This window comes from Undibacterium sp. TC4M20W, from assembly GCF_049340245.1.
Taxonomy (GTDB): Bacteria; Pseudomonadota; Gammaproteobacteria; order Burkholderiales; family Burkholderiaceae_D; genus Undibacterium.
Map to the genome: position 1 here is coordinate 50,698 of NZ_JBMPPI010000016.1, position 21,799 is coordinate 72,496.

The following is a 21,799-nucleotide window of genomic DNA, read 5'->3' on the forward strand; positions in this document are numbered from 1 at the left end:
CGGCTCATCCCTTTAATAGTTGTGCGTCAACACCTCGACGTGGCGCAGGTCCGACTGGTGGTGCAAAACCAGCCCGAGCCCACATCTGCACGGTGCCGTCCGGATGAGATACATTGAGTAAACTGCGAATATCTGCATAGGGTTTGGTCTGTTCTGGATATTCCTGCAAGGCTTGCGAAAGTGGCTGCAAAGCGATTCCTGCGGCAGTGGCAGCAAGTTGCACGCGAACATAGGCGCGACCCGCATTAACCTGGGTCACGCGGTCATTGCCATCAGTAACCATCCAAAAAAACCCTGGTGTTGAGTCGAGCTTTGTATTGAAATCTTTGATCTGGCTGGTGGTGGCGTAGTCGGATGGTGCGGGCGGCTTACCGCGGTTGAATAGCCCAAGCTTGCTCATCACGACAGGGAATCGGTCCAGCACGAACAAGCCATCTCGGTGTTGTACAATTTCCGCACCTCCGACACGCAGCACCTTGTACGTTTCCATGACTACCCTCGCCGTACTCAGTTCGATACGCCATGCTTCGGCAGCAATGGAACGATGACGATGTAGCGCATCAGGCTGATCCAGGCCAACAAATCCAATACGCAAGGAATTCGGTTTAACACTCTCCGACATCGCTTGCCATGCCTCCGACGGCACGCGACTGGCAGAGTCATAGACACTACGATTGGTTCGCCGATTCAGTATTTGAGTAAATAGGGGGTCCCTGAATACAGAGGGATCAGGCGCTAGCCGTATACGTGCGACCGGCCGTTGATCAAGTGTGGACGAGCCGAACACACCTTCTGGAAACAGTGAAATATCGGCTCTCAGACCCCGCTCACGCGCAGCCAGATCCAACAGCTCAAGAAAGGTACCATGGCTCATCATAATTTGCCGCGAGAATGGGTCAGTCTCTGGCAATAGGCGGGTCAGGTCGCAACGCAATACTATTTCATTCGGTGTACGCAAATCTACAATCCATGATTGCAAATTGTGGGAGTGCGGTGCCAAGATCGCATAGCCGATTATCCAGCGTCTGAGGTCAGCTTCTTGGCCTGGGCCGCGCCACGACTCAATGGCAACGGCAGGCATGTGTTGAGCGCATCCTGCGGAGGCCATTGCAGCAGAGACGATAAAGCCGCCACCGGCTACCTGAACGAACGTACGACGATCCATGTCCTGCTCCTCTTGCGTACATGCGTTTAAGCTTCCATAATCAATCATCATGCGCGTTGCTTAAGGCTGACTCTGTGCGCTGACACACTTACTGTTTGTGGTTACTAGCCAGCACAAATCCGACAATCTGGACGTATCATAGAGGCATAAGGCAACTGAATTTTTTCCTTATATTGAAAGAGTTTTTGGAGCAACGAAGCATCTTGTGAAGATATGCCTTACTGATGCTAGCGATTTTTCAACTCAAAGCGGCCAGCGTCTTTAAAAAACTTCCCATGCATAGTAGAAATTTTTCTTCCAGCCATCATTTTGCGATTCATTTCGGTAATGACCATTTGATTCACACCATGAGTAAACTGAACCAGGAAAGCAACTTCCCTTACAAGAAGTTCAAAATAAACGTTAGGATCTAATCAAGATTAGAGTGCGATGTTGAAGTATTTCCGTTCACAGCCAGTCCTGCAGGTAAATTGCATATCAGATCGCTGATAGTTTCCGACTACAGTATTGCTCGGAGTAAACTTAGGGGTTCAAGCCAAATTGCTGCTGACGGAATTCGACAGTAAATTTTATTCGCCTGGCACATCGCCACCAGAGCGATTCCAGCGATGCGACATATGTGAGGATTTGGTCAAGCGGTTTAGCGAAAAGTCTCTGGAATCTAAGGCAGGCAAGCGAGCCCATATTTCACAAATTAAAATTCTTCATCAATATTATATTCATCTATCAAAGACAGGTCAGGTCTCAAATGCTGAAGGTGGTTGTGTCATCCATCGCGTTGCCTTGCACTACACCTCAAATCGACTTGGCCGCACCCACTACTATTGATGAAATGAGTTCTACTTCCTGCTTCAATGCCGTAGCTTTGCGATTGATCAATATGCCAGCCTGCTTATCTCTGTAAAGCTGTAACTTTGAATTACCACTGACAGGCGCTGACATGGCAACACCTGAGCTTGCTGCAACCACCGGACTTAGCTCTGCCGCTTCAAGCGAGCGACTTCTGGCAATCGGCCCCAACGAGTTGCCATCAGCCAAGCCACGCAAGGTCTGGGCAATTGCCTGGACAGTATTAAGTGAACCTATGCTCTTGCTGTTAATCGCTTGTGGCAGCATTTATCTGTTACTGGGAGACTTGCGTGAAGCGCTGGTGCTGCTGGCTTTTGTTTTTGTCATCATCGCAATAACTTTTTATCAGGAGCACAAAACTGAGCGTGCGCTGGAGGCCTTGCGTGACTTATCCAGCCCGCGGGCGCTGGTGATCAGGGATGGCCAACAAATACGGATAGCAGGCCGTGAAGTGGTTCCTGGCGATATGCTTGTACTGGCCGAAGGCGACAGGATAGCCGCAGATGCTGTCTTGTTGTCTTGCTTGAATATGACTGTCGATGAATCCCTGCTGACCGGCGAATCTGTTCCTGTCAATAAAGCCGCCCAGGAAGTTTTACCAGCACTAATGGGACAAGCTGGAGGTGAAGATACGCCTTTTGTCTTTTCTGGTAGCCTGGTAGTGCAAGGCAAAGGGTTGGCGCAAGTGCTGGCAACAGGTGGCCAGACTGCCTTAGGCAAGATAGGCGCAGCCTTATCGTCGGTCGAAATAGAGCCCACACGGGTGCAAGTTGAAACCCGCAAGGTAGTCAAATATGTCGCCCTCTCCAGCCTGGGCATGGCTGTATTATTGGCAATCTGGTATGGATTAAGTCGTCATCTTTGGCTGGATGGGGTACTGATAGGTCTTACTTTTGCAATGGCCTTGATACCTGAAGAATTACCAGTCGTATTAACCCTCTTCCTTGGTATAGGCGCATGGCGCATGGCAAAGCAGCAGGTATTGACGCGCAGAGTACCAGCCATAGAGACTCTTGGAGCAATGACAGTTTTATGCACGGACAAAACCGGCACGCTGACGCAAAATAAAATGGAGGTAGTACTATTATTCTCAGGGAATAAAGTCATTGACTGCCAGCAGCCGACATCTGATTTGCCAGAAGAATTTCATGAAGTGCTTGAGTTCGCCATTCTGGCCAGCCACCGTGAGCCGTTTGACCCTATGGAAGTGGCTATCCAGAACGCCGGTAACAACATGCTCGGCAAAACCGAGCATTTGCACGCGGGCTGGGGACTGGTCGAAGAATATCCACTGTCAAAGGAATTGCTGGCCATGTCTAGAGTATGGGCATCGGAAGACAGGGAGCAGTATGTCATTGCCACCAAAGGAGCGCCCGAGGCTATCGCCGACCTTTGCCATTTGCCAACCGATGAAGTAGAAGCATTGCTGGAACAAGTCAACTTGATGGCTGAAAAAGGGCTACGTGTACTCGGTGTTGCCAAAGCAAAATTCAAGGCCGCCCATGCGCCCATTATCATCGAGAACATAGCGGACGCTGAACTGCCGGACATCCAGCATGATTTTGATTTTGAACTGGTCGGTCTGATAGCAATGGCAGACCCGATACGTCCCGGAGTGCCAGAAGCTATCCATGAATGTCAGACTGCCGGGATACGGGTAGTGATGATTACTGGTGACTATCCTGCAACCGCAAAAAATATTGCAGCACAGTGTGGCTTGCCAGTTGCCGGGGGCATCATCACCGGGGCAGAACTCAACGACATGGATGAGACGCAATTGCAGCAACGCATTGCCGACGTAGCCATATTTTGCCGTGTCGCCCCGGAGCAAAAACTGCGTCTGGTAAATGCCTTCAAAGCCGCCGGAGAAGTCGTTGCCATGACGGGTGACGGGGTGAATGATGCCCCTGCGCTGAAAGCTGCAAACATAGGTATTGCCATGGGCAAGCGTGGCACTGACGTGGCGCGTGAGTCTGCTGCATTGGTATTACTGGATGATGAGTTTTCGTCTATCGTCGCAGCCGTCAAATCAGGTCGCAGGATCTTTGATAACCTAAGAAAAACCATTTGTTTTATCGTTGCCGTTCACATCCCTGTCATTGGCATGTCGGTTATTCCCGTCATGATGGGTTGGCCTGTCATGCTAATGCCTGTGCATATTTTGTTTTTACAACTCATTATCGACCCTACCTGTTCACTGGTATTTGAAGCAGAGGTGGAAGAAAAAGATGCCATGCATAGGCTACCACGCGCCACCAATGCAAGCATCTTTAACCGCAAAACCTTACTCAAGGGTTTGCTGCAAGGTTCAGCTTTGCTCTTAACCATACTGGCAATTTACTACCTGGCCCTGCAACAACCGATGGAAGTGAATCAAGCCAGGACTATGGCATTCACGGCCATGGTGATAGGCAATATAGGTCTTATTTTCATCAACCGTAGTTTGTCAGCCAATATTTTGCATAGTTTGCGCCTACCCAACCCAGTGTTGTGGTGGGTGGTAACATTTGCTGTCGCAGTGTTGTCTTTGGCGCTGTTTTTACCTGAATTAGTCAAGCTGTTTTATTTTGCCAGATTACCGTTCGCTCAATTGGCAATCAGCTTGCTTGCCGCGCTGCTTTGCATCACTCTGATGGCGACCTTCAGAGTATTTATGAAATGATTTCTAATCTTTCACTCACAGCTTAATCTCAGGAATGATGTTTGGGTACTTGAAAGTAACGGTAAGACAAGTGATCAGAAAATGCAAAACAATAATGTGGACGCTTGCAATACCAATTATGAAGACGATATTCTGTTCGAAATTTCGAACGGCCAATTAGATTTTTATACTTTTTTATGATCCTGGCTAAGGATTTTACTAATTTTTTAAAGATGTACTGATACGCTTGATTTCTAAAAAATAACCTTCTGGTTCCGTCCAACATAATTGGTCTAGCTAGTCGTAATCTTTAGTGAGGTGTACTGTCAATAAAGGACGCCGTTGTTTCAAGTTGCATGTGATTGTTTATTGAAATTCTCATCAAAACAAGGAGCTATCGCGTATCCATGGTTATGGGTTTGGTCACCACAGGTTCACTTTCCCTGGAGTGGCAGCGTTGCGCAAAGCATAGAGCCGAATACGACCTGGTTCTACAATATGATTCCGCCTGTCTCAGGGGATGCGGGAATAGAGGCGCAGGTATTTTAGCTAGCGTCGTATGGTACTCAACTTGGTCAGAACACTGACGTGCTATTGGACATCGTGAAAGAGACAGAAAACCTGTCTCCCAAAGCACTTGAATCGCTAAAAGACTTACAAACCTTGAAAAACTAAAGTGAGCCAAGATTTTTGATATCACGGCAAACTTTGTTTCAGTTACAAGGCTGCTATTTAATCACTTAGAGTCACTTAAAAATTCACCTCATTGCTTGGGGTGGAGTAGCTGCTGTGCATCCATTGCAGCGATACGTCCCTCATCAGTAGGCACCACCCAAACTTCTATGCTGCTGTTCGGGGTATGGATTGCCATGATGTGGTCCCCACGTGCTGCGCTATTTTTGTTTGTATCGACTCGCACGCCAAGATAGGCCAGCCCTTCTGCCACTTGCTGCCTTAATACAGCATCGTGCTCGCCTATACCGCCCGTAAACACCAGCACATCCAGGCCATTCAAACAGGCGCTTAGAGCACCGCATTCGCGTATGACGCGGTAGGTGAATAAATCGATGGCGAAGTTGGCTTGCGGGTCGCTGCTCGCGCGCAGGGTGCGCATGTCAGCAGAAATGCCGGAAACCCCCAGTAAACCGGATTCTTTATACAGAGTCGTTTCAAGTCGTTTTTCATCCCAGCCCTGCTGCATCAAATGCAGCAAGACACCGGGATCGAGTGCACCGCAGCGGGTGCCCATCATCAGGCCGTCGAGTGCAGAAAAGCCCATGGAGGTGGCGATGCTTTTGCCGTTTTTCATGCCGCAGGCGCTGGCACCATTACCGAGGTGCAGCATGATGACGCGCCCGGCAGCGGGATCAAATGCACGTGCCGATTGCTGGGCCAGGTGGCTGGCGACATAGCGGTAAGACAGTCCGTGAAAACCGTAACGGCGTATGCCAGTGGCACGCAGAGATTGCGGTAAAGCCAGCGTGGTTTCGCATGCTGGCATATCGGCATGGAAGCCAGTATCAAAACAGGCTATTTGCGGTATGCCGGGATAGGCACGACGGAAAGCGACGACTCCTTCCAGGTTATGCGGCTGATGCAAGGGTGCTAGCGTATCGAGGGTATGCAGGTAAGCAAGGGCGTCATCATCAATAATAATGGAAGATGAAAAGCGCTCGCCACCGTGGACTATGCGGTGGGCAACACTAGCTATTTGCATGTCTGCGCTATGACTCAGCAATAAACCATGCAGGGCTACTAATGCAGCAGCAAACTGATCACCATCTGCCGCATTGATTGCAGCTTCGTCCAACATCAATTCCTGCACTTCAGTGCCAGCACGGAATTGTATGACGGGCTTGCCACCGGGTTGCAGTCCCTCAATCACGCCAGTCAGATTGCTGCGTGTGACTCCCGCATCAGTATACGGGTACAGCGCAAACTTGATGCTGGACGAACCTGAATTCACGGAGAGGATGACCGGGTTTTTCATGGCACATTCTTCCGGTATTCATGGGCCAGCAATTTAACCAGTGCGGCTGAAGCAACCCTGGAAGATGGCCCATCGGCACGGCTAGTCAATGCAATAGGCACTTTGGCACCCAGGACGACACCACAAGTTGCAGCGCCTGCCAAATATTCAAATTGCTTGCCCAGCATATTGCCAGATTCCAGATCCGGCACCATGAGAATATCAACATCTCCAGAAACGGCAGAGACGATGCCCTTGATCTGCGCTGCACGGGCAGATATGGCATTGTCAAATGCCAGCGGGCCATCAACAATTGCGCCAGTGATTTGTTTGCGTTCCGCCATTTTGCACAAAGCAGCAGCATCGATCGTAGACATGATTTTAGGGTTAACCGTTTCTACCGCCGACAACAGGGCGACCTTCGGTAGAGGGATGTTCAGTGCGTGGGCCAGGTTGATGGCATTTTGCAGTATGTCAGCTTTTTCTGGCAAGGTGGGATAGATATTCAGAGCGGCATCTGTCAGCAACAAGAGCTTGTGATACATGGGCACATCCAGATGATAAACGTGCGACAACCGTCTACCAGTGCGCAAGGCAGTGCATTCAACCACGGCATGCATGAGTTCGTCGGTATGCAGGCTGCCTTTCATCAGGGCTTCCACTTGGCCCTTGGCAGCCATTTCGGCGGCTATGTCGGCAGCGGCATGGCTATGTGGAGCATCAACTTTTTCAAATCCTGTGATATCAATATTCACGGCTGCAGCAACGGCGAGCAGTTTTTCCAGTGGGGCGACCAACACCGGAATAATCAAGCCCTGCCTGGCGGCATCCACTGCACCTTGCAAAGAATCTGCATCACAGGGATGAACAACCGCGCAGCGTATCGCTGGTAAATCCTTGACACTATCCAGCAAATGGCGCTGGCGTTCGCCCAGGTCAAACATGGTCATGGTGGGCAAATGGGTGCGCGGGCGACTGACTTTTTCTGTCGGGGCGATGACCAGGGCATTGCCGTAGACGACCCTGTCACCTTTCTGGTTGATGATTTCGCAGTCCAGGGTCACGCGTTTTTTTTCGTCGTCTTTTGCCACGACTGTTGCAGACACAGTCAGGGTGTCGCCTATGCGTACAGGCTTGGCAAAGTGCAGGTTTTGTTCCAGGTAAATCGTACCTGGCCCGGGCAGGCGCGTGCCAAGGATAGTGGAAATCAGCGCCCCACCCCACATGCCGTGAGCGATGACGCCATGGAACAAGGTATGCGCTGCATACTCGGCATCCAGATGGGTGGGATTGACATCACCAGTGACCGTGGCAAAAGCCTGGATATCGGCATTGGTCAATGTACGTACCTGGCTGGCGCTCTGCCCTATTTGCAAATCTTCGTACACCACGTTGGAAATGATGTCTGGCTCGTTCAAATCAGTGTTTATGGTATTCATTGGAATCTGGACTTTCATCAATTCACGATGTGATAACCACCATCAACATACAGGGTTTGCCCTGTCATGCCTGAGGATGCATCGCTGACCAGAAAGGCGGCCAGTCTGCCGATTTCATCCAGCGTCACCAGCCGGCACAAAGGTGAGCGGGCGATGGCTTTTTGCATCAATGCATCAAAATCCTGCAAACCCGATGCGGCGCGGGTAGGCACAGGACCTGGGGAAATGGCATGTACCCGCGTACCCCTGGCGCCAAGCTCGGTCGCCAGGTAACGTACTGTTGATTCCAGCGCGGCCTTGACCGGGCCCATGATGCCATAATGAGCAACTGCTTCGTCTGCCCCCAGATAGGTCATGGTCATGATACTAGCATTCTTGCTCAAATGTGGTTCGCATAATTTAGCGAGGCGGGCAAATGAATGACAGGACACATTCATGGCACGCGAGAAGCCAGCACTGGAACTGTCGATGACGCGACCATGCAAATCATCCAGCGGTGCCCAGGCGATGGAATGAATGACAAAGTCGAACTCACCCAATTCTTTGGCTGCGGCATCAACCAGCGCTTCCAGTGAACCATCCTGCTCGACATCGCACACCACCAAGCTTGATTCAAGCGCGCCTGCCAGTGGTGCCACGAATTGCCGGGCTTTGTCATTCACGCAGGATAACACCATCTTTGCGCCCAGTTGCCGTAGCATGGCAGCACAGCCATAGGCGATGCTGTGTTCATTGGCCAAGCCAATGATAATGCCACGCTTGCCTTGTAATGAAAAAGAAGAACTTGCTTCAGTCATTTGTTTTACCGATCAGGGTGATGTAGGAAACCTGCTTAGGAAAGTTGCATAAATAAGTTACATAAAGAAGCTACACAAATAATCTGCGAGCGCCATCTTGCTTGCGCATGCCAGAAACTGGTCAGCGCAAGGTCAAAACATTGATGCAGATCAAACTTTGTTCTGATCCGCTCTACAATGACATCCAGGTAAGTCGTCGAAAGTTGAATTTCAAATACAATCTTTGTTCCCCGATATGTCGCACAAATATCAGGCTGGCGCCACTCGCAAGACAGGCTTCCCATCCACCTCTCTTCTACCTTGATGTCAGAAAATTCTTTGTCTGCCGCCAGAGATTGAGCTACTAAGGACTTCATTCTGCCATGCAGTGCACTTTCCTTTGCACCATTGTATTTGCGTGAATTGATCTCCTCTCTCGATAACTCATCGCGAGAAATTTGCGGACACCATCCATCTTCCTTCAGATGCCTAAATAAAAAATGGCGACTCATCTTGTTCCTTAGCAAGCTCACCGCAATTCCACAGACTGAGCAAGTATAGAGAGGCATCCCATTCTTTAGCCTCTCTTTTATCTTCATACGAAGCTGGATGAGTTTCTCATAGTCAGTGCCGATGACTTGATGAGCTGACATATGCAACCCACACGACAAATCCAATACTTCCGGTATACCCGGGTCTTCTACCGCGGGTATATTCATGAGGATTAAACAGAGTTTGAAAACTGCTGCAAAATATCGTTATCAGACGTGACCTGCCTCTTCCAATACGCTTCATTTTTCAGGACCTTGGTCTTCCAGTAATCCTGCGCATAGCCAAGAGATGATTCAGCCTCCCCGAAAGAATCATTAAAATGAATCTGTGCTTCACCTAGATTTGCGCCGCGAATTGCTAGCAGGACTTCCTGCATAGATTTCAGCAAATCTTCTGGTTCGGCATTAAATATGTTTAGCATATTTCCACGAATAGCTATCGCTTGCTCAGTTAATCTGATTGCCTCACTATTGTCTGCGCCAGATCTCTGTAATTCAACACGATGCTGCGTCAACAGACTTAAACAGGCATGAATAGCTTTATCCGCTGGTGAAATAAGATCAATAAAAACCGACCGATGCCAGGGCTTGCTCACTTCTTCCAGTTCTTCCGCAGACATTCCAATATCTGACAAATGATTGAAGATTCTTTTGGCTTTCTCCAGACTCTGCACTCTTGGCTCGGTTTCCCGCCGTCCAAGTAAGGACAATTGCTGAAACAAGAAATTTGCATGAATTCGGGATGACTCAAGGAATTCTGCTTTTAATTGATCATGGAGATCATTTTTGACCTCTCTCAATTTTGCTTCAAATCCTAAAGCCTTGAATGAATCGAATCGCTCTGGAATAGCCAATACGGATATTGCCATGCCTAACACAGCCAGGGCTGTGCCATTTGCTGTGAATCCATACAACAGATAGCTGATTCCAGTAACTAAAGCTATTGCGCTAAGAGTAAGCAGGAAATATTTCCAGTAGTCGGAAACCCGATTACTCATTTCACTTGATCTCTTATTCTGTTTTGTATCGTTGTTAGCCATATCGCTTTAAATAACCTCAAAATCAGTTCAACAGATATCTTCCAATTGCCGCCCTCGCCGCGACGTTAAGAATCTATCGCGAGTGTGTCCTAAATTATATCGCCGCCCCAATAATTTAGTAGCAGATTTCAAGTCTCTCCAAGAGGTATTCTAAAAATTCTCAGTCACATATCACTGAATTGGAATCAGGCGTTGTATCTCTCTGATACCCAGTCCCTTCCCTCTTCAGAATACTCAATAAAGGAAATCCTCATGGATCACAACATTTTCTTCTCTATCGTCAATGCCGTACTCACACTAGCGACTATTATCCTTTACCACCCGCTCCTTAAAGCATCGAGCGGCGAGGCATTGCACGAAGCAATCAAGTCTCGCCCTGTGCTGGCAAGAGCCCTCGTCCGCAAGAGCAACCGCAGCTATCTCCGTGTCTGTCTGTACTTTTTCATTTCCCTAATTACTTACATGTTCCTTGCCGTCCACGACAATGTGGACATGGACTTTGCAGCCTTTACATTGTTTGTCTTGTTCCTGGTGTCACTCTCCAGAGTCTGATGCTTAGAATGATGCTTGGCAAACCCTGAGTTAGTTTTACTTTTCTTGTAATTCGCTCAAAAAATTCATTCGAACCTAGTTTCACTTTCTAGTACTACCCTTCCCTATCAACTCTTCAAAACAAAAGGCATTTCATGTCAGAAATCAACACGTCCGCAATAAACATATCAGCGGCAGCAGATCCTGCCTGCCCCTGCTGCAATTCAACCCGCATCCGCATTAAGAACTATGGCAAGAAAACTGGTGGCACAGTCGGTGCAGTTGCCGGTGTCGCCGCAGGCACAGCCAGCTTGGTCGGTGGTGCCGAGGTCGGCGCTTCTATCGGTGTCGCCGGTGGTCCTCTGGGCATCGCCCTTGGCACGCTCGCCGGTGCCATCATTGGCGGCCTGATCGGCGGCGCTACCGGTTGTTCGGTAGGCGTCAAACTGGGTCAGGCCGTGGATGACCGTATCCTGGACAATTACGAGTGCCAGGATTGTGGCTATCACTTCAGTATGCAAACCCGGTAACTCTGCAATTATTATCACCTTCTGCTTTATCCTTCGCTTTACCCTTCAAGCAACACCTTCATTCAATCCCTTCTCGCATCGTATTCATTTAGTTGTTTTGTTTCTGCTGTTCTGTCTCAGCGGCATGACAACGTGCGTCTTTTATTAGGAAAATTCTTTATGGCACACCTCATCGAAACCATGGCATACGTTAATGAAGTCCCCTGGCATGGCCTGGGCAACCAACTCACTGCCAAACAACCTATAGAAGTATGGGCAAAGCAAGCCGGTATGGCATTTGAAATCAAGGAGTCCCCTGTCCGTTTTATGACTGAAAGCGTTGGCAGTCTCGGGGCTATCATGACCTTCCCCGAACAAAAGGTGCTGTACCGCTCAGATACCAAGGCAGCTTTGTCAGTCGTGTCCAACCGCTACCAGGTTGTACAACCCCGTGAAATCCTGGAGTTTTACCGTGACCTGACGGAAGTATCGGGATTCGAACTGGAAACTGCCGGGGTCCTGAAAGAAGGCCGCAAGGTCTGGGCGCTTGCTAAAACCAATCAGTCCGCCACCCTCAAAGGTAATGATGTCGTGAATGCATATCTGCTGCTGGCAACAGCCTGCGACGGCAGTCTGGCGACTACAGCCCAATTCACAAGCATACGGGTGGTATGCAATAACACATTGGCAGTTGCACTCAACAATAGCAGTGGTGCAGTCAAGGTGCCACACAACACGAACTTTGATGCACAAGCTGTCAAACGTCAGTTAGGCATCTCTGTCGCTTCCTGGGATACCTTTATGTACCGCATGAAAACCCTGTCCGAACGCAAGGTGAAATCGCATGAGGCAATGAACTACTTCCTGCGTGTCTTCACTGATCCCAGCAATACTGCTTCAGGCCTAACCAATGAACGTGCGATGAAGAAAGTACAGGAGCTATATGACGGTCTGGGAAAAGGCGCTGAACTCAGTTCTTCCAAGGGAACTGCATTTGGTTTGCTGAATTCTGTCACCGAATATGTCGATCACCAGAAGCGGGCACGTACCACTGACCACAGGCTGGAATCAGCCTGGTTTGGTCAGGGTGCATCCCTGAAGCAGAAAGCGCTGGATCAGGCGTTACTGATGGTTGCCTGATCGTCCACGTCGTTGGAAGAAACAGGTTCTGACAGAGAACTGCCAGGCAAGTGCATTTGCATGGCTGTTCCGCAGTATTAATAAAAACAAGTGTCTTTGGGTGTTATGGGCACCAGAAACTGAAAACACCACTCCCCCTGCCCGGCAGCATGCGCTTGCCGGGCTTTTTTGCCTTTAAGACCTGGCTCTTCTTTATTTCTTTGTTTTCTCTTTCATCAATCCATCAAATTCAACCCGGAGCTTTTATGTCTGCCGCAGAAAATACCGATATACCCAAACCAAACCGGCCAGCCCTGAAGCTGGTCAAGACCAAGGAACTCAGCCGGGATGACTGGCTAACTGTGCGCAAGCAAGGCATAGGCAGCAGTGATGCTGGCACAGCCGTAGGTCTGAACCCTTACCAGTCGTCACTGGAACTGTGGATGGTCAAGACCGGCCGAGATGCTGATTTACCCAAGATTGATCCCAATGACGAAACCAGCCCTACCTATTGGGGAACACTGCTGGAACCTATTGTTGCGGCCCACTATACCCGCCGCACCGGTAACCGGGTACGCAAGATCAATGCCGTGCTACAGCATCCAGATCCTGACAAGTCCTGGATGCTGGCAAATATTGACCGGGAAGTAACCGGCGCACCAGACGTCCAGATACTGGAATGCAAGACTGCGGGCGAATTCGGTGTCCGCTTGTGGCGGGACGGTGTGCCTGAATACATCGTCTGTCAGGTCCAGCATCAGCTTGCTGTCACTGGCAAGTCGGCTGCTGATGTCTGTGTGCTGGTATGTGGGCAGGAAATCAGGATTTACCGCATTACCCGAGATGATGAGTTGATTGCCAGGCTGATAGAGCTGGAAAGACAGTTCTGGCATTACGTGGAAACGGATACGCCACCACCAGCGGACGGCTCAGAATCAGCAGATATGGCTTTGCGTTGTCTGTATCAACATGACTCTGGCAAACATCTTGATTTCATCACTGACACAGAAATGTCGGCCCTCTTTGCAGATCTGGTCAATCTGCGGGCGGATATAGAAACCCGAGAAGAACTAGCGGCTTTGCTGACACAGCAAATGCAACAGCGCTTGGGAGACGCCAGCACAGCAAGCTTCGATAGCGGGCGTGTCAGTTGGAAACGATCTAAGGACAGTAAGCGTCTTGATGTCGAGAAGCTATTACACGATCAGCCAGCCCTGTTGCAACAATATCCTTTGACCAGGCCAGGCAGCAGGAGGTTTCTGCTGACGCCCAAGACCATGAATAGTGATACCGATTCTGGACAATAACCCAAGGGCCAGCTATCACTAACAAGTCAAACCAATCCATAGAGCCTGATTCCGTATGTCGGAACAGGCTTTCTTTTTTATTTCAAGGAAACATCATGATTAAAGGACTTGCAATCACGCCACCGATTTTAGGGCGCATCTCTATAGGCAGTGTCGTCGAAAAGAATGGTAAACGCCTGCCGGTGAAGGAGGATTTTTTCACGATCACTTCGCAAGTACAGGGACGCAATGGCTGGGTAAATCATCCACTGGATGAGGAATTGCGCAAGAAGACTGGAGGAACAGACAAGCTACGCTCAATCCCGGTAAGGGTTCTGTTCAATGAGCCTGATCTGAACTTGCGGGCCGAATACAGCATGTTTGACCGGCAGACAGGGCGGCCTCTGTGTGTGGGGAACGGGGAGACTTGCAAGCGGTTCACAGACTCAGGGATGCAAAGCCTGCCCTGCCCTTCGCCGGATGGCTGTGAGCTGGCTAAGAATGGCGCCTGCAAGCCGTATGGTCGCCTGAATGTGCAGATCGGGGATGAGGATGAGCTGGGGTCGTTTATTTTCAGGACAACGGGATTTAACAGCATTCGTACCCTGGCGGCAAGGCTCAGTTATTACCAGGCGGTGTCAGGAAACCTGTTGGCTTGTTTGCCGCTAGAACTGAGACTCAGAGGTAAAAGCACCACCATGAGCCATCGGTCTGCGATCTATTACGTGGATTTAACTGTGCGGGAAGGTATGTCGCTGGAGGCGGCGATAACTCAGGCGAGGGATACGGATCAAAGGCGCAGGGAGTGCGGGTTTGATCAGACTGCATTGGATGGGGCTGCGGTGCAGGGGTTTGCCAATGGGGCCTTTGAGGAGAGTGCAGAGGAATCCTTGGAAACGCTGGAGGAATTTTATCCTGAGTCTGGCGATGCTGAATCCGCTGAATCTGCTGTCTCTGCTGCACTATTTGACAGCACGGCTGCGGGCAAGCCGCTTGCGGCACTAGTCAGGTCCAAACCCAGTCTGGTGGACAAGCTGGACAAGAAACTTGGTTCGCCACCTTCTGCCTTGCTCACTCGGCCTTAAGACGTGCGTCTTTAAATCAATAAATGATCAATGAATTCTAGGAGAAGATTCCATGACAGACATGGACATAACAGATTTTAATATCGTGGATGACGCGACGCCGTTTTTTGCGCCGGTGTCATCTGACCTGATTGATGGTCTGCTGGCGCAATACAACAGTATGCGCCAGCGTATCACCCATATTGCCGGGATGATTGATGGTGAATTGTCGGCGGCCATGGAGTACTTTCTGGACGGGAATGGCGATGAACACAACCGCTTCAAGCCCAGTGTCCAGAAGCTGTTTAATCCTGCCGGTGCGATTGCTGCCTTGAATGCTGCATATTGGTCGAAGACACTTGCAATGACGGATGTGTTGAGTGTGATGCCGCAAAAGCGTCGTGATGAATGGAACAAGATCATCAGTGAGATGACATCCCCCGATTTCACGGCTGAAGCAGTCCGCCCTACTATCGGTGATTTGCTGGCATCTCGCCAGAAGTTTTTTGCTGAGCGGGTGGAGGGAATATTCCGGGGCTTGTCCGGGGAGCATGTGACGAACTCGCCTGCGGGCTTTAGCAAACGGATGATTATTGGTTATGTCACCAGTGAGTGGAGTACCAATACCAGCAGGGCCGGGCTGATCAATGACCTGCGTGCGGTAATCGCGAAGTTCATGTTCAGGGATGAACCTAAGTGGAATGCGACCTCGGGAATTGTCAGCATGGCAAGGCAGCGTCATGGTGAGTGGCTGATCCTCGATGGTGGTGCATTGAAGCTGCGTTGCTACCTGAAGGGAACAGCGCATCTGGAGGTTCATCCTGAGATGGCCTGGCGCTTGAATCAGGTGCTGCATTCTCTCTATCCTCAAGCGATTCCTGCACAGTTCCGCAAGAAGCCGGTGAAGCAGGAAAAACACTATCAGTTGATGAACCGGCCATTGCCATTTGCTGTTATTGAGGTGCTGTCTGAGTTGCGGGCTAGCCGACACAATCCGCTGGAGTTTCAATTCAGTTATCAGCATTGCCTCTCTTCACCTGCCAAAGTGGAGGCAATCAGGGTATTGCAATATCTTGGAGGGGCCATCAATAAAAAGGGGAATGTCGAATTTGATTTTAAGCTGGATGGCGTGCTCAATGAAGTGATTGCCAGTGGCTGCCTGCCTGACCGGGCGACCTATCAGTTTTTTGCGACTCCGGCAGAGATGGCAAAAGATGCGGCAACTGAGCTGGGTATCAACGAGGGGGACTTTTGTCTAGAACCGAGTGCAGGTACAGGGAACCTGGCCTTGCACTTGCCCAAAGAGCAAACACGCTGCGTCGAAATCAGCAGATTGCATGCACACATTCTTGCAGAAAAGGGCTTTAACGTCTTGCAGATGGATTTCCTGGAGTATGCCAGAACAACGACGGAGCGCTTTGACAGGGTGCTGATGAACCCGCCGTTTTCTGATGGGAGAGCGCTTGCTCATCTGGAGGCGGCAGCAGGTCTGGTGAAACCGCAGGGGCGAATTGTGGCAATACTGCCTGCGTCAACGAAAGGGAAGGATGTACTGCCGGGTTGGAATCTTAACTGGGTGCGAGTTTATGAGAATGAGTTCGCGGGGACCAATGTTTCGGTGGTGATGATGAGCGCAGAGAGAAAGTAAAAATTCAATATCACGACCTGGCTATAACCCGGCATCAATAAACAGATCGGAGGGCTTGCATTGAAACGCCTTAGCGATTTTAACCAAATTCAAAAATGTAACGTTTCTCTCTCCACGCTCAATTTTCCCCATATGCGAGCGATCTATTTCTGCGTAATCAGCCAAAGCTTCTTGCGATAGCGCGAGGGCAACCCGCCGCGCACGGACAGCCGCACCTAGCTGAACCAGGTAATTGTCTTTATCAAGTTTTCCAGAAACTCTTGCCATGGTTTCCATGATCGCGATATGATGCTCAAACGACCACGGCATTTACGACCCATTTTAGTATTACGGCCAGAGACATCAAGTCCCTAGAATTCAAAAATCTTTATCAAGAAGCAACGACATTCACCGAATTACTATCTGAAACAGCACACCTTCATTAATTAACGAAAGAGAAAATCACCATGAGCAAATCCGAAAAATGCCCAGAATGCAAAGGAAAAGGTGTCATCCCCTGCCCTATGGAATATGGCGATGACGAACATCCCAGTAACTGCCCTGTATGTGCAGGCGACAAAAAGGTACGCGTCCCCTGCCCTGAATGTGAAGGCAGCGGCAAGGTGTAGCCGACTTAATCAGCCTTATTCCACTTAACCATGACCAGGAGATAGTCACCATGAGTGAAAGCGAAGAAGAAAAGAAACGCAGTTATTTCAATATGTCTGCCGCCGTCGACGAATTACGCTTCGAGTCATTTGGCAAGCGAGAGAAGGCAGTAGCCGGTCTCAAAATCTTGGGCAAGGGATTGTTTAACGCCGTGAAATACACCGCAAAAGAAGTACTGCCAGCCGTCACCAATGCTGCTGCGACATCAACGGCAAGGCAGGCAGACAAACAATTAAAAGACCCTGATCTCAGTGACGCACAACATGCAAAGCTGGAGGGCATTCGTTCAAAAGCATCTGATAAATCTAAAATCTAGTCTTACCGGGGAGCTGCGCATCTCAACTGCGCTGGCTCCGAATTCCCCGATACCCACACCATCGTTTAACTACAAAGGAGTACACATGAACGCAAAAGACAGACTCATCAAGCATGCCATTATTTGTTTCGGCATATTTTTCTTAATCACCCTCATCTCTATATTCTCTCCAAAAGTTCACATTGGTTTTTTCGGACTCATTGCACTTTTATTGTCCGGGACATTCTTCACGACAATTGGTGTTTTTATCGGCGATGTCGTGCGGCGCTTTGCACAACCAGACATGTTCGTCACAAGTAATGCCACGGAAACGGTCAAGACAAAACTATTTTGGATGATCGGGCCGCAGTGCATCGGCTGGTTTATCGGCCTGATGTGCACGAATGGCTTTATGGGTAATGTCCTGGGCTATCGTGGACTTTTCTGATCTCTTCTGCCTCAGTATTCCAGGATCATCATGGCCAGCCAGTAAGTATAGCCAGGCTATCACAACGCTTTAAAACTTTTAACGGGAATCACAAATGAAAAAAATCATCATCACCATCGCAGCGATAAGTTTCTTCAGTTCATTGAATGTCTACGCTGCTGGGCATGTCGGGCAATGCGTGGCACCAAAAACAAAACCTGGCAAGAATGGTCGTCTCGAATTTAAAAAACCAATTTTCCTGTTATCCAGCCCAAAATCAACAGATCAGCAGGAACTGAAAACATTTTCCTCATTCACCATCAAAGCAGAAGCTGATGGCTATATCCAACTGGTCACTGTGCCTGATTATGAAAAACCAGACCCAGAAAAAAGTGCGGGAAAAGTAGTTGGATGGGCGAAGTTATCTGACTTTGAATTTCAAGATATGCGTAACTGTAACTGAACTGCTTGATTAAGCCGCAGTATATCTGCTTGGATTTATTTCCAAGCAGAATGAATTCTCAAATTGCTAGTCGTCACTAAAAAGTCAACCGGTATCAACAGTTTTAGACGAAAGTGTGTTGCTCGCTAAATCCGGTACCCAGCAAAGCTCATTGCGCCCGAACTTTGCAGCGCGCTATCCCCCAGACTATCTCGGGTAATTGTCTGGATCAATGTCAAGCACACCAGCTCGCCGTAGTTTAGACTCGATCTGCGCTCGCCCCTCGAATATCGATTCATCGTAAATGACATAAACAAACTCGCCGAAGTAACGCTGAAATGCAGTTGATGCCGCCTGAATCGCCATTGACCGGCCTGGAAAATGTAACCGAAAGACCATTTCGAATTCGTGATGATCGACTCTTTCGAACAAGCAGCGAGACACACCAAAACTTTCATCGGTGACGTATCCATCGTTTGTTAAAGCTTGGACAAGCTCCTTAAAGCGCGCTTCATTTTCTGAAAAATACTCCGTGAAATCCGTGACGATCATTGAGGTTCCTTTTTTTGTTACGGATAACATAGACAACAATCCATTCTACTGATTAATCACTCCACTGCCCCTCCCAAATCTCTTGCCTTCCTCAGCTCCCCCCAATCTAAGGTACTGATCTTTCATGGTCATGTAATAGAGTGCCTGGTCCAGTTGGCCACGCGAATCTACGTCAGTTTGCTCCATGATACCGATACACGAAGATAAAAACTTGTTCAATAAACCTGCACAGCTCTGATAGCTGCCTTTCCCTTTCGTCAGACGTGCTATCCAATACTGCCCAATCTGATTTGCCAGATCGCTGTGTTTATCACCATCAGCGCCTGGGTAAAAGAAAATAAAATGGAAATAATACCCATGCTTGTGGTGAAATTCGAGTTTCCATAAAAAGCCGGCCATATCTGCGAAAAGTTGATTGTTGCGCTTGTTATTGGAGAACTGTCTCAGATAGCCTTTCGCTTGCTTCACCATTGCCACATCATCGTTCAGCCAAGGTAAATAGCAATTCAACCTCACAACTTGAAGCGTTCCATGTGATTCAAAAAGTTCATTCACATATGTGTAAGCGCTGTTGAAATTCTTAGTTGATGTATAGGCTCGTTTGTGCACCCTTTGTTTAAACTCCTTGGCGGCTGCAGCGTGCCGTATTTGCTCAATAAATTCGTTGTAGACATCAGCCTGAATTTTGCCTGGCTGATTTGATGGGTGATTTTCGTTCCGAAACTCTTCGCTAAAAAATTCCGCTTTGCTCGCAATTTCAAAAAAAAGATTGGTCAATTCGCTTGGCTGAAAATACGCGGGGTACGTATGCCTGCAATATGACATCGTTTGGAAATGCAGGCTCAATGAGTAATCACAACTAACGAGTCTCCTACCATTTTTTTGGCAACTTACCTCAAAGCCGGGACTTGCAGTCTTAATAATCTTATCGACAATTTGGTGTATTGTGCTAACTGAACCAACAGGGAAAAATGGCTCTGACTTGCGAGTATCTTCTTCATTCGGCACAAAAATATGACCATGATCTATGCCCATATGCCGAAAGATATCGCCAACTGAAATTTCTATTTTTTTGTTGCTACTTTTAGCCGATTTTTTACTTTTCTCTTTCATGCGCTCTTTATTCCAAGTTTGAATACGGCTGTGTAGGATTTGCAAACATGTGACGGTAGGATGCTACCGTCACCTAGTCATTCCCTTAGCTTACCTGAACGCCATCTGTCTGGCTGAGCATGCGAGGTCTGCCGCGTTTTACATTCACTATTGCCGGATATTGACCACGACGGATCAGTTTGGCTCTGGGGAGTAATAAAGACCGGAAACACTGATCTTGTTTACAGACATAACCAACAACGTGCTCTAACAGGTTATTGCGCAAATCCGTATCACTCCAGTGAATCAAACCTACGCCCAGACGGCCCATCTTCTGGTAATTTTTGGCGTCCCGGTTGCAATTCCAATACCAACCACGCCCTCTCGTAATGACTTCGCTCCAGTATTGCCCAATCTGTCTGGCATGAAAAATATGGCTGCTGCCATTCCGCGCTGACCCATTAAAAAACAGCACCAGATGAAAATGAATTCCCCTCTCTATGCCGTACTCAGTTTTGACAATATAGCCTTCCAGAGACTCAAATAGGTAGTTGTTGCGCATATTTGCAAATAGCCTATCCAAATCAGCCAGCGCCATTTCCAGAGATGTTTTGCCAGTCAGTTCTTTGTGATAGACCAGATCTACCCGTAATACGACTAACCGGTCACAGCAATCAAATAAAGCATTTACATAGTTACAATAGTCCGTGTAACGCTCATTCGCTTCCTTGGCTTGAAAACGGAGCTTTGCCTTGAATTCAGCCGTCCTGCTCTTGGCACAAATCAAATCCAGTAACTGACAAAAACTAGTCCAGTCAAGCGTTACATCGCGCAGTTGAGTTGATACCGAGAGAGAAACGTCCATGACAAAGTTCCCATTTTTTTTTGTCAATATCTGTAACTGCAGACAACTTTGTATAAAGACGTTCAGATATTCGCTGTATTCAAACTCCATTGGCAAAAGGACGACTGTAGCCAAATAGCCCTCCATGCGTTCAAACATGGCCTGATACTGCAGGCATGAACTCACTGAAATAGACCAGGCAATATGATTGCCTGAAGCATGATCAATCTCCCCCATTCGACATAGATGTTTAATCCAGTCCTGCAATTCCGCGAGACGTTCACTGAAAAACAGTCGCGGCATTTGAGGTTCAGAGACCGAGTCAGATTGCTGATAGAGCAATTGACCAGGCAAACCCTGGTTATTCAATTCAGGTAAAAAAGGAAGATGTCGGTACGGCATGATTATTACTCCAAAGAAATATACTTAACCGGTCAAGCGAGATGAAAAAGTTATGACGACTCATCTGGTTACAGCCAGATGGGCTAAGGTGAGTGAGTGAGGGATGGGTAGAGCTGGTATGAAAAATGAACAGATCAAACTTTGCGAACTTATCTGTTTGATCAAATAGTCAATATCGTCAGCGTTTTATCACTAACGCTACTTCATGGACTTGAATTGTCAGTCAACGATGATGGACTGATATTAGAAAAACATTATTTACTAATTAGTGAATTGGGAATTGATATGCTTTTAAGCTAGTGAAGACAGATTGATATTTGATCATCTTCCCCTGAGTAAATGTTTGGCAAGCTCACTGACGTTTGACGTGTCAGTTTCCTATTGGTTATTTAATTTCTTATTTAATAACATAAATAACCGAAATCTTGGATCCATGAAATCAGTACGCTGAATCTAACTCTTGGTAAAAATACAGCAGCCAAGCCATGATTCAAGTGTTGGGGCGGTATG

At 48.4% G+C, this 21,799-nt stretch carries 21 protein-coding genes; 11 read left to right on the top strand and 10 right to left on the bottom strand.

The window, feature by feature from the left end:
- Window positions 1-4: 4 nt before the first annotated feature.
- Window positions 5-1,165, bottom strand: coding sequence for an Acg family FMN-binding oxidoreductase (locus tag ACO0LL_RS18690; RefSeq protein WP_422952334.1), 1,161 nt, complete (start codon window positions 1,163-1,165; stop codon window positions 5-7).
- Window positions 1,166-2,105: 940 nt separating this feature from the next.
- Between ACO0LL_RS18690 and ACO0LL_RS18695 the strand changes: the two genes are divergently transcribed.
- Window positions 2,106-4,676, top strand: a complete 2,571-nt coding sequence (locus ACO0LL_RS18695) for a cation-translocating P-type ATPase (protein ID WP_422952335.1) — start codon at window positions 2,106-2,108, stop codon at window positions 4,674-4,676.
- A gap of 742 nt (window positions 4,677-5,418) precedes the next feature.
- Here the strand turns inward: ACO0LL_RS18695 and ACO0LL_RS18700 are convergent.
- Genes ACO0LL_RS18700 through ACO0LL_RS18720 form a run of 5 tightly spaced genes read right to left on the bottom strand, consistent with a single transcriptional unit; the run spans window position 5,419 to window position 10,430 of the window.
- Window positions 5,419-6,645, bottom strand: a complete 1,227-nt coding sequence (locus tag ACO0LL_RS18700; RefSeq protein ID WP_422952336.1) for an acetate/propionate family kinase — start codon at window positions 6,643-6,645, stop codon at window positions 5,419-5,421.
- Window positions 6,642-8,063: a bifunctional enoyl-CoA hydratase/phosphate acetyltransferase gene (locus tag ACO0LL_RS18705; RefSeq protein WP_422952337.1), complete on the bottom strand. Its 1,422-nt coding sequence runs from the start codon at window positions 8,061-8,063 to the stop codon at window positions 6,642-6,644. The genes ACO0LL_RS18700 and ACO0LL_RS18705 overlap by 4 nt, the downstream gene beginning before the upstream one ends.
- 17 nt (window positions 8,064-8,080) lie before the next feature.
- Window positions 8,081-8,860, bottom strand: a complete 780-nt coding sequence (gene fabI / locus ACO0LL_RS18710; RefSeq protein WP_422952338.1) for an enoyl-ACP reductase FabI — start codon at window positions 8,858-8,860, stop codon at window positions 8,081-8,083.
- Between the two features lie 35 nt (window positions 8,861-8,895).
- Window positions 8,896-9,558 carry a hypothetical protein gene (locus ACO0LL_RS18715; protein ID WP_422952339.1) on the bottom strand — a complete coding sequence of 221 codons (663 nt, stop codon included), beginning with the start codon at window positions 9,556-9,558 and terminating at the stop codon, window positions 8,896-8,898.
- A 5-nt stretch (window positions 9,559-9,563) separates the two neighbouring features.
- Window positions 9,564-10,430, bottom strand: a complete 867-nt coding sequence (locus tag ACO0LL_RS18720) for a hypothetical protein (RefSeq protein WP_422952340.1) — start codon at window positions 10,428-10,430, stop codon at window positions 9,564-9,566.
- Window positions 10,431-10,682: 252 nt separating this feature from the next.
- Here ACO0LL_RS18720 and ACO0LL_RS18725 point away from each other — a divergent pair, with 252 nt between their 5' ends.
- The 6 genes from ACO0LL_RS18725 (at window position 10,683) to ACO0LL_RS18750 (ending at window position 16,587) form a co-directional block, all read left to right on the top strand.
- Complete coding sequence (locus ACO0LL_RS18725) at window positions 10,683-10,982, top strand: hypothetical protein (protein WP_422952341.1); 300 nt, start codon at window positions 10,683-10,685, stop codon at window positions 10,980-10,982.
- Between the two features lie 134 nt (window positions 10,983-11,116).
- On the top strand, window positions 11,117-11,491 hold the full coding sequence (locus ACO0LL_RS18730; protein ID WP_422952342.1) for a hypothetical protein: 375 nt from the start codon (window positions 11,117-11,119) through the stop codon (window positions 11,489-11,491).
- 159 nt (window positions 11,492-11,650) lie between these two features.
- The gene (locus ACO0LL_RS18735) at window positions 11,651-12,610 is read left to right on the top strand and encodes a DUF932 domain-containing protein (protein WP_422952343.1); all 960 of its coding nucleotides are present in this window, start codon (window positions 11,651-11,653) and stop codon (window positions 12,608-12,610) included.
- 245 nt (window positions 12,611-12,855) lie between these two features.
- The gene (locus ACO0LL_RS18740; RefSeq protein ID WP_422952344.1) at window positions 12,856-13,896 is read left to right on the top strand and encodes a YqaJ viral recombinase family protein; all 1,041 of its coding nucleotides are present in this window, start codon (window positions 12,856-12,858) and stop codon (window positions 13,894-13,896) included.
- Window positions 13,897-13,991: 95 nt separating this feature from the next.
- Window positions 13,992-14,960: a hydrolase or metal-binding protein gene (locus ACO0LL_RS18745; protein WP_422952345.1), complete on the top strand. Its 969-nt coding sequence runs from the start codon at window positions 13,992-13,994 to the stop codon at window positions 14,958-14,960.
- A 52-nt stretch (window positions 14,961-15,012) separates the two neighbouring features.
- Window positions 15,013-16,587: a DUF4942 domain-containing protein gene (locus ACO0LL_RS18750; protein ID WP_422952346.1), complete on the top strand. Its 1,575-nt coding sequence runs from the start codon at window positions 15,013-15,015 to the stop codon at window positions 16,585-16,587.
- A gap of 21 nt (window positions 16,588-16,608) precedes the next feature.
- Here ACO0LL_RS18750 and ACO0LL_RS18755 read toward each other — a convergent pair whose 3' ends face one another.
- Entirely contained in the window at window positions 16,609-16,854 is a 246-nt protein-coding gene (locus ACO0LL_RS18755; protein WP_422952409.1) for a helix-turn-helix domain-containing protein, read from the bottom strand.
- Between the two features lie 179 nt (window positions 16,855-17,033).
- On the opposite strand from ACO0LL_RS18755, the gene ACO0LL_RS18760 reads away from it, so the two are divergent.
- From ACO0LL_RS18760 to ACO0LL_RS18775, 4 genes are all read left to right on the top strand, one after another.
- Window positions 17,034-17,195, top strand: a complete 162-nt coding sequence (locus ACO0LL_RS18760) for a hypothetical protein (RefSeq protein WP_422952347.1) — start codon at window positions 17,034-17,036, stop codon at window positions 17,193-17,195.
- Window positions 17,196-17,245: 50 nt separating this feature from the next.
- Window positions 17,246-17,551, top strand: coding sequence for a hypothetical protein (locus tag ACO0LL_RS18765; RefSeq protein WP_422952348.1), 306 nt, complete (start codon window positions 17,246-17,248; stop codon window positions 17,549-17,551).
- Between the two features lie 85 nt (window positions 17,552-17,636).
- Entirely contained in the window at window positions 17,637-17,978 is a 342-nt protein-coding gene (locus ACO0LL_RS18770) for a hypothetical protein (protein ID WP_422952349.1), read from the top strand.
- Between the two features lie 94 nt (window positions 17,979-18,072).
- Window positions 18,073-18,420, top strand: coding sequence for a hypothetical protein (locus tag ACO0LL_RS18775; protein ID WP_422952350.1), 348 nt, complete (start codon window positions 18,073-18,075; stop codon window positions 18,418-18,420).
- 186 nt (window positions 18,421-18,606) lie between these two features.
- On the opposite strand, the gene ACO0LL_RS18780 is transcribed toward ACO0LL_RS18775, so the two are convergent.
- The 3 genes from ACO0LL_RS18780 to ACO0LL_RS18790 form a co-directional block, all read right to left on the bottom strand.
- Entirely contained in the window at window positions 18,607-18,951 is a 345-nt protein-coding gene (locus tag ACO0LL_RS18780; RefSeq protein WP_422952351.1) for a hypothetical protein, read from the bottom strand.
- 45 nt (window positions 18,952-18,996) lie between these two features.
- On the bottom strand, window positions 18,997-20,064 hold the full coding sequence (locus tag ACO0LL_RS18785) for a hypothetical protein (RefSeq protein WP_422952352.1): 1,068 nt from the start codon (window positions 20,062-20,064) through the stop codon (window positions 18,997-18,999).
- An 85-nt stretch (window positions 20,065-20,149) separates the two neighbouring features.
- Window positions 20,150-21,289, bottom strand: a complete 1,140-nt coding sequence (locus tag ACO0LL_RS18790) for a hypothetical protein (protein WP_422952353.1) — start codon at window positions 21,287-21,289, stop codon at window positions 20,150-20,152.
- Between the last annotated feature and the right edge of the window lie 510 nt (window positions 21,290-21,799).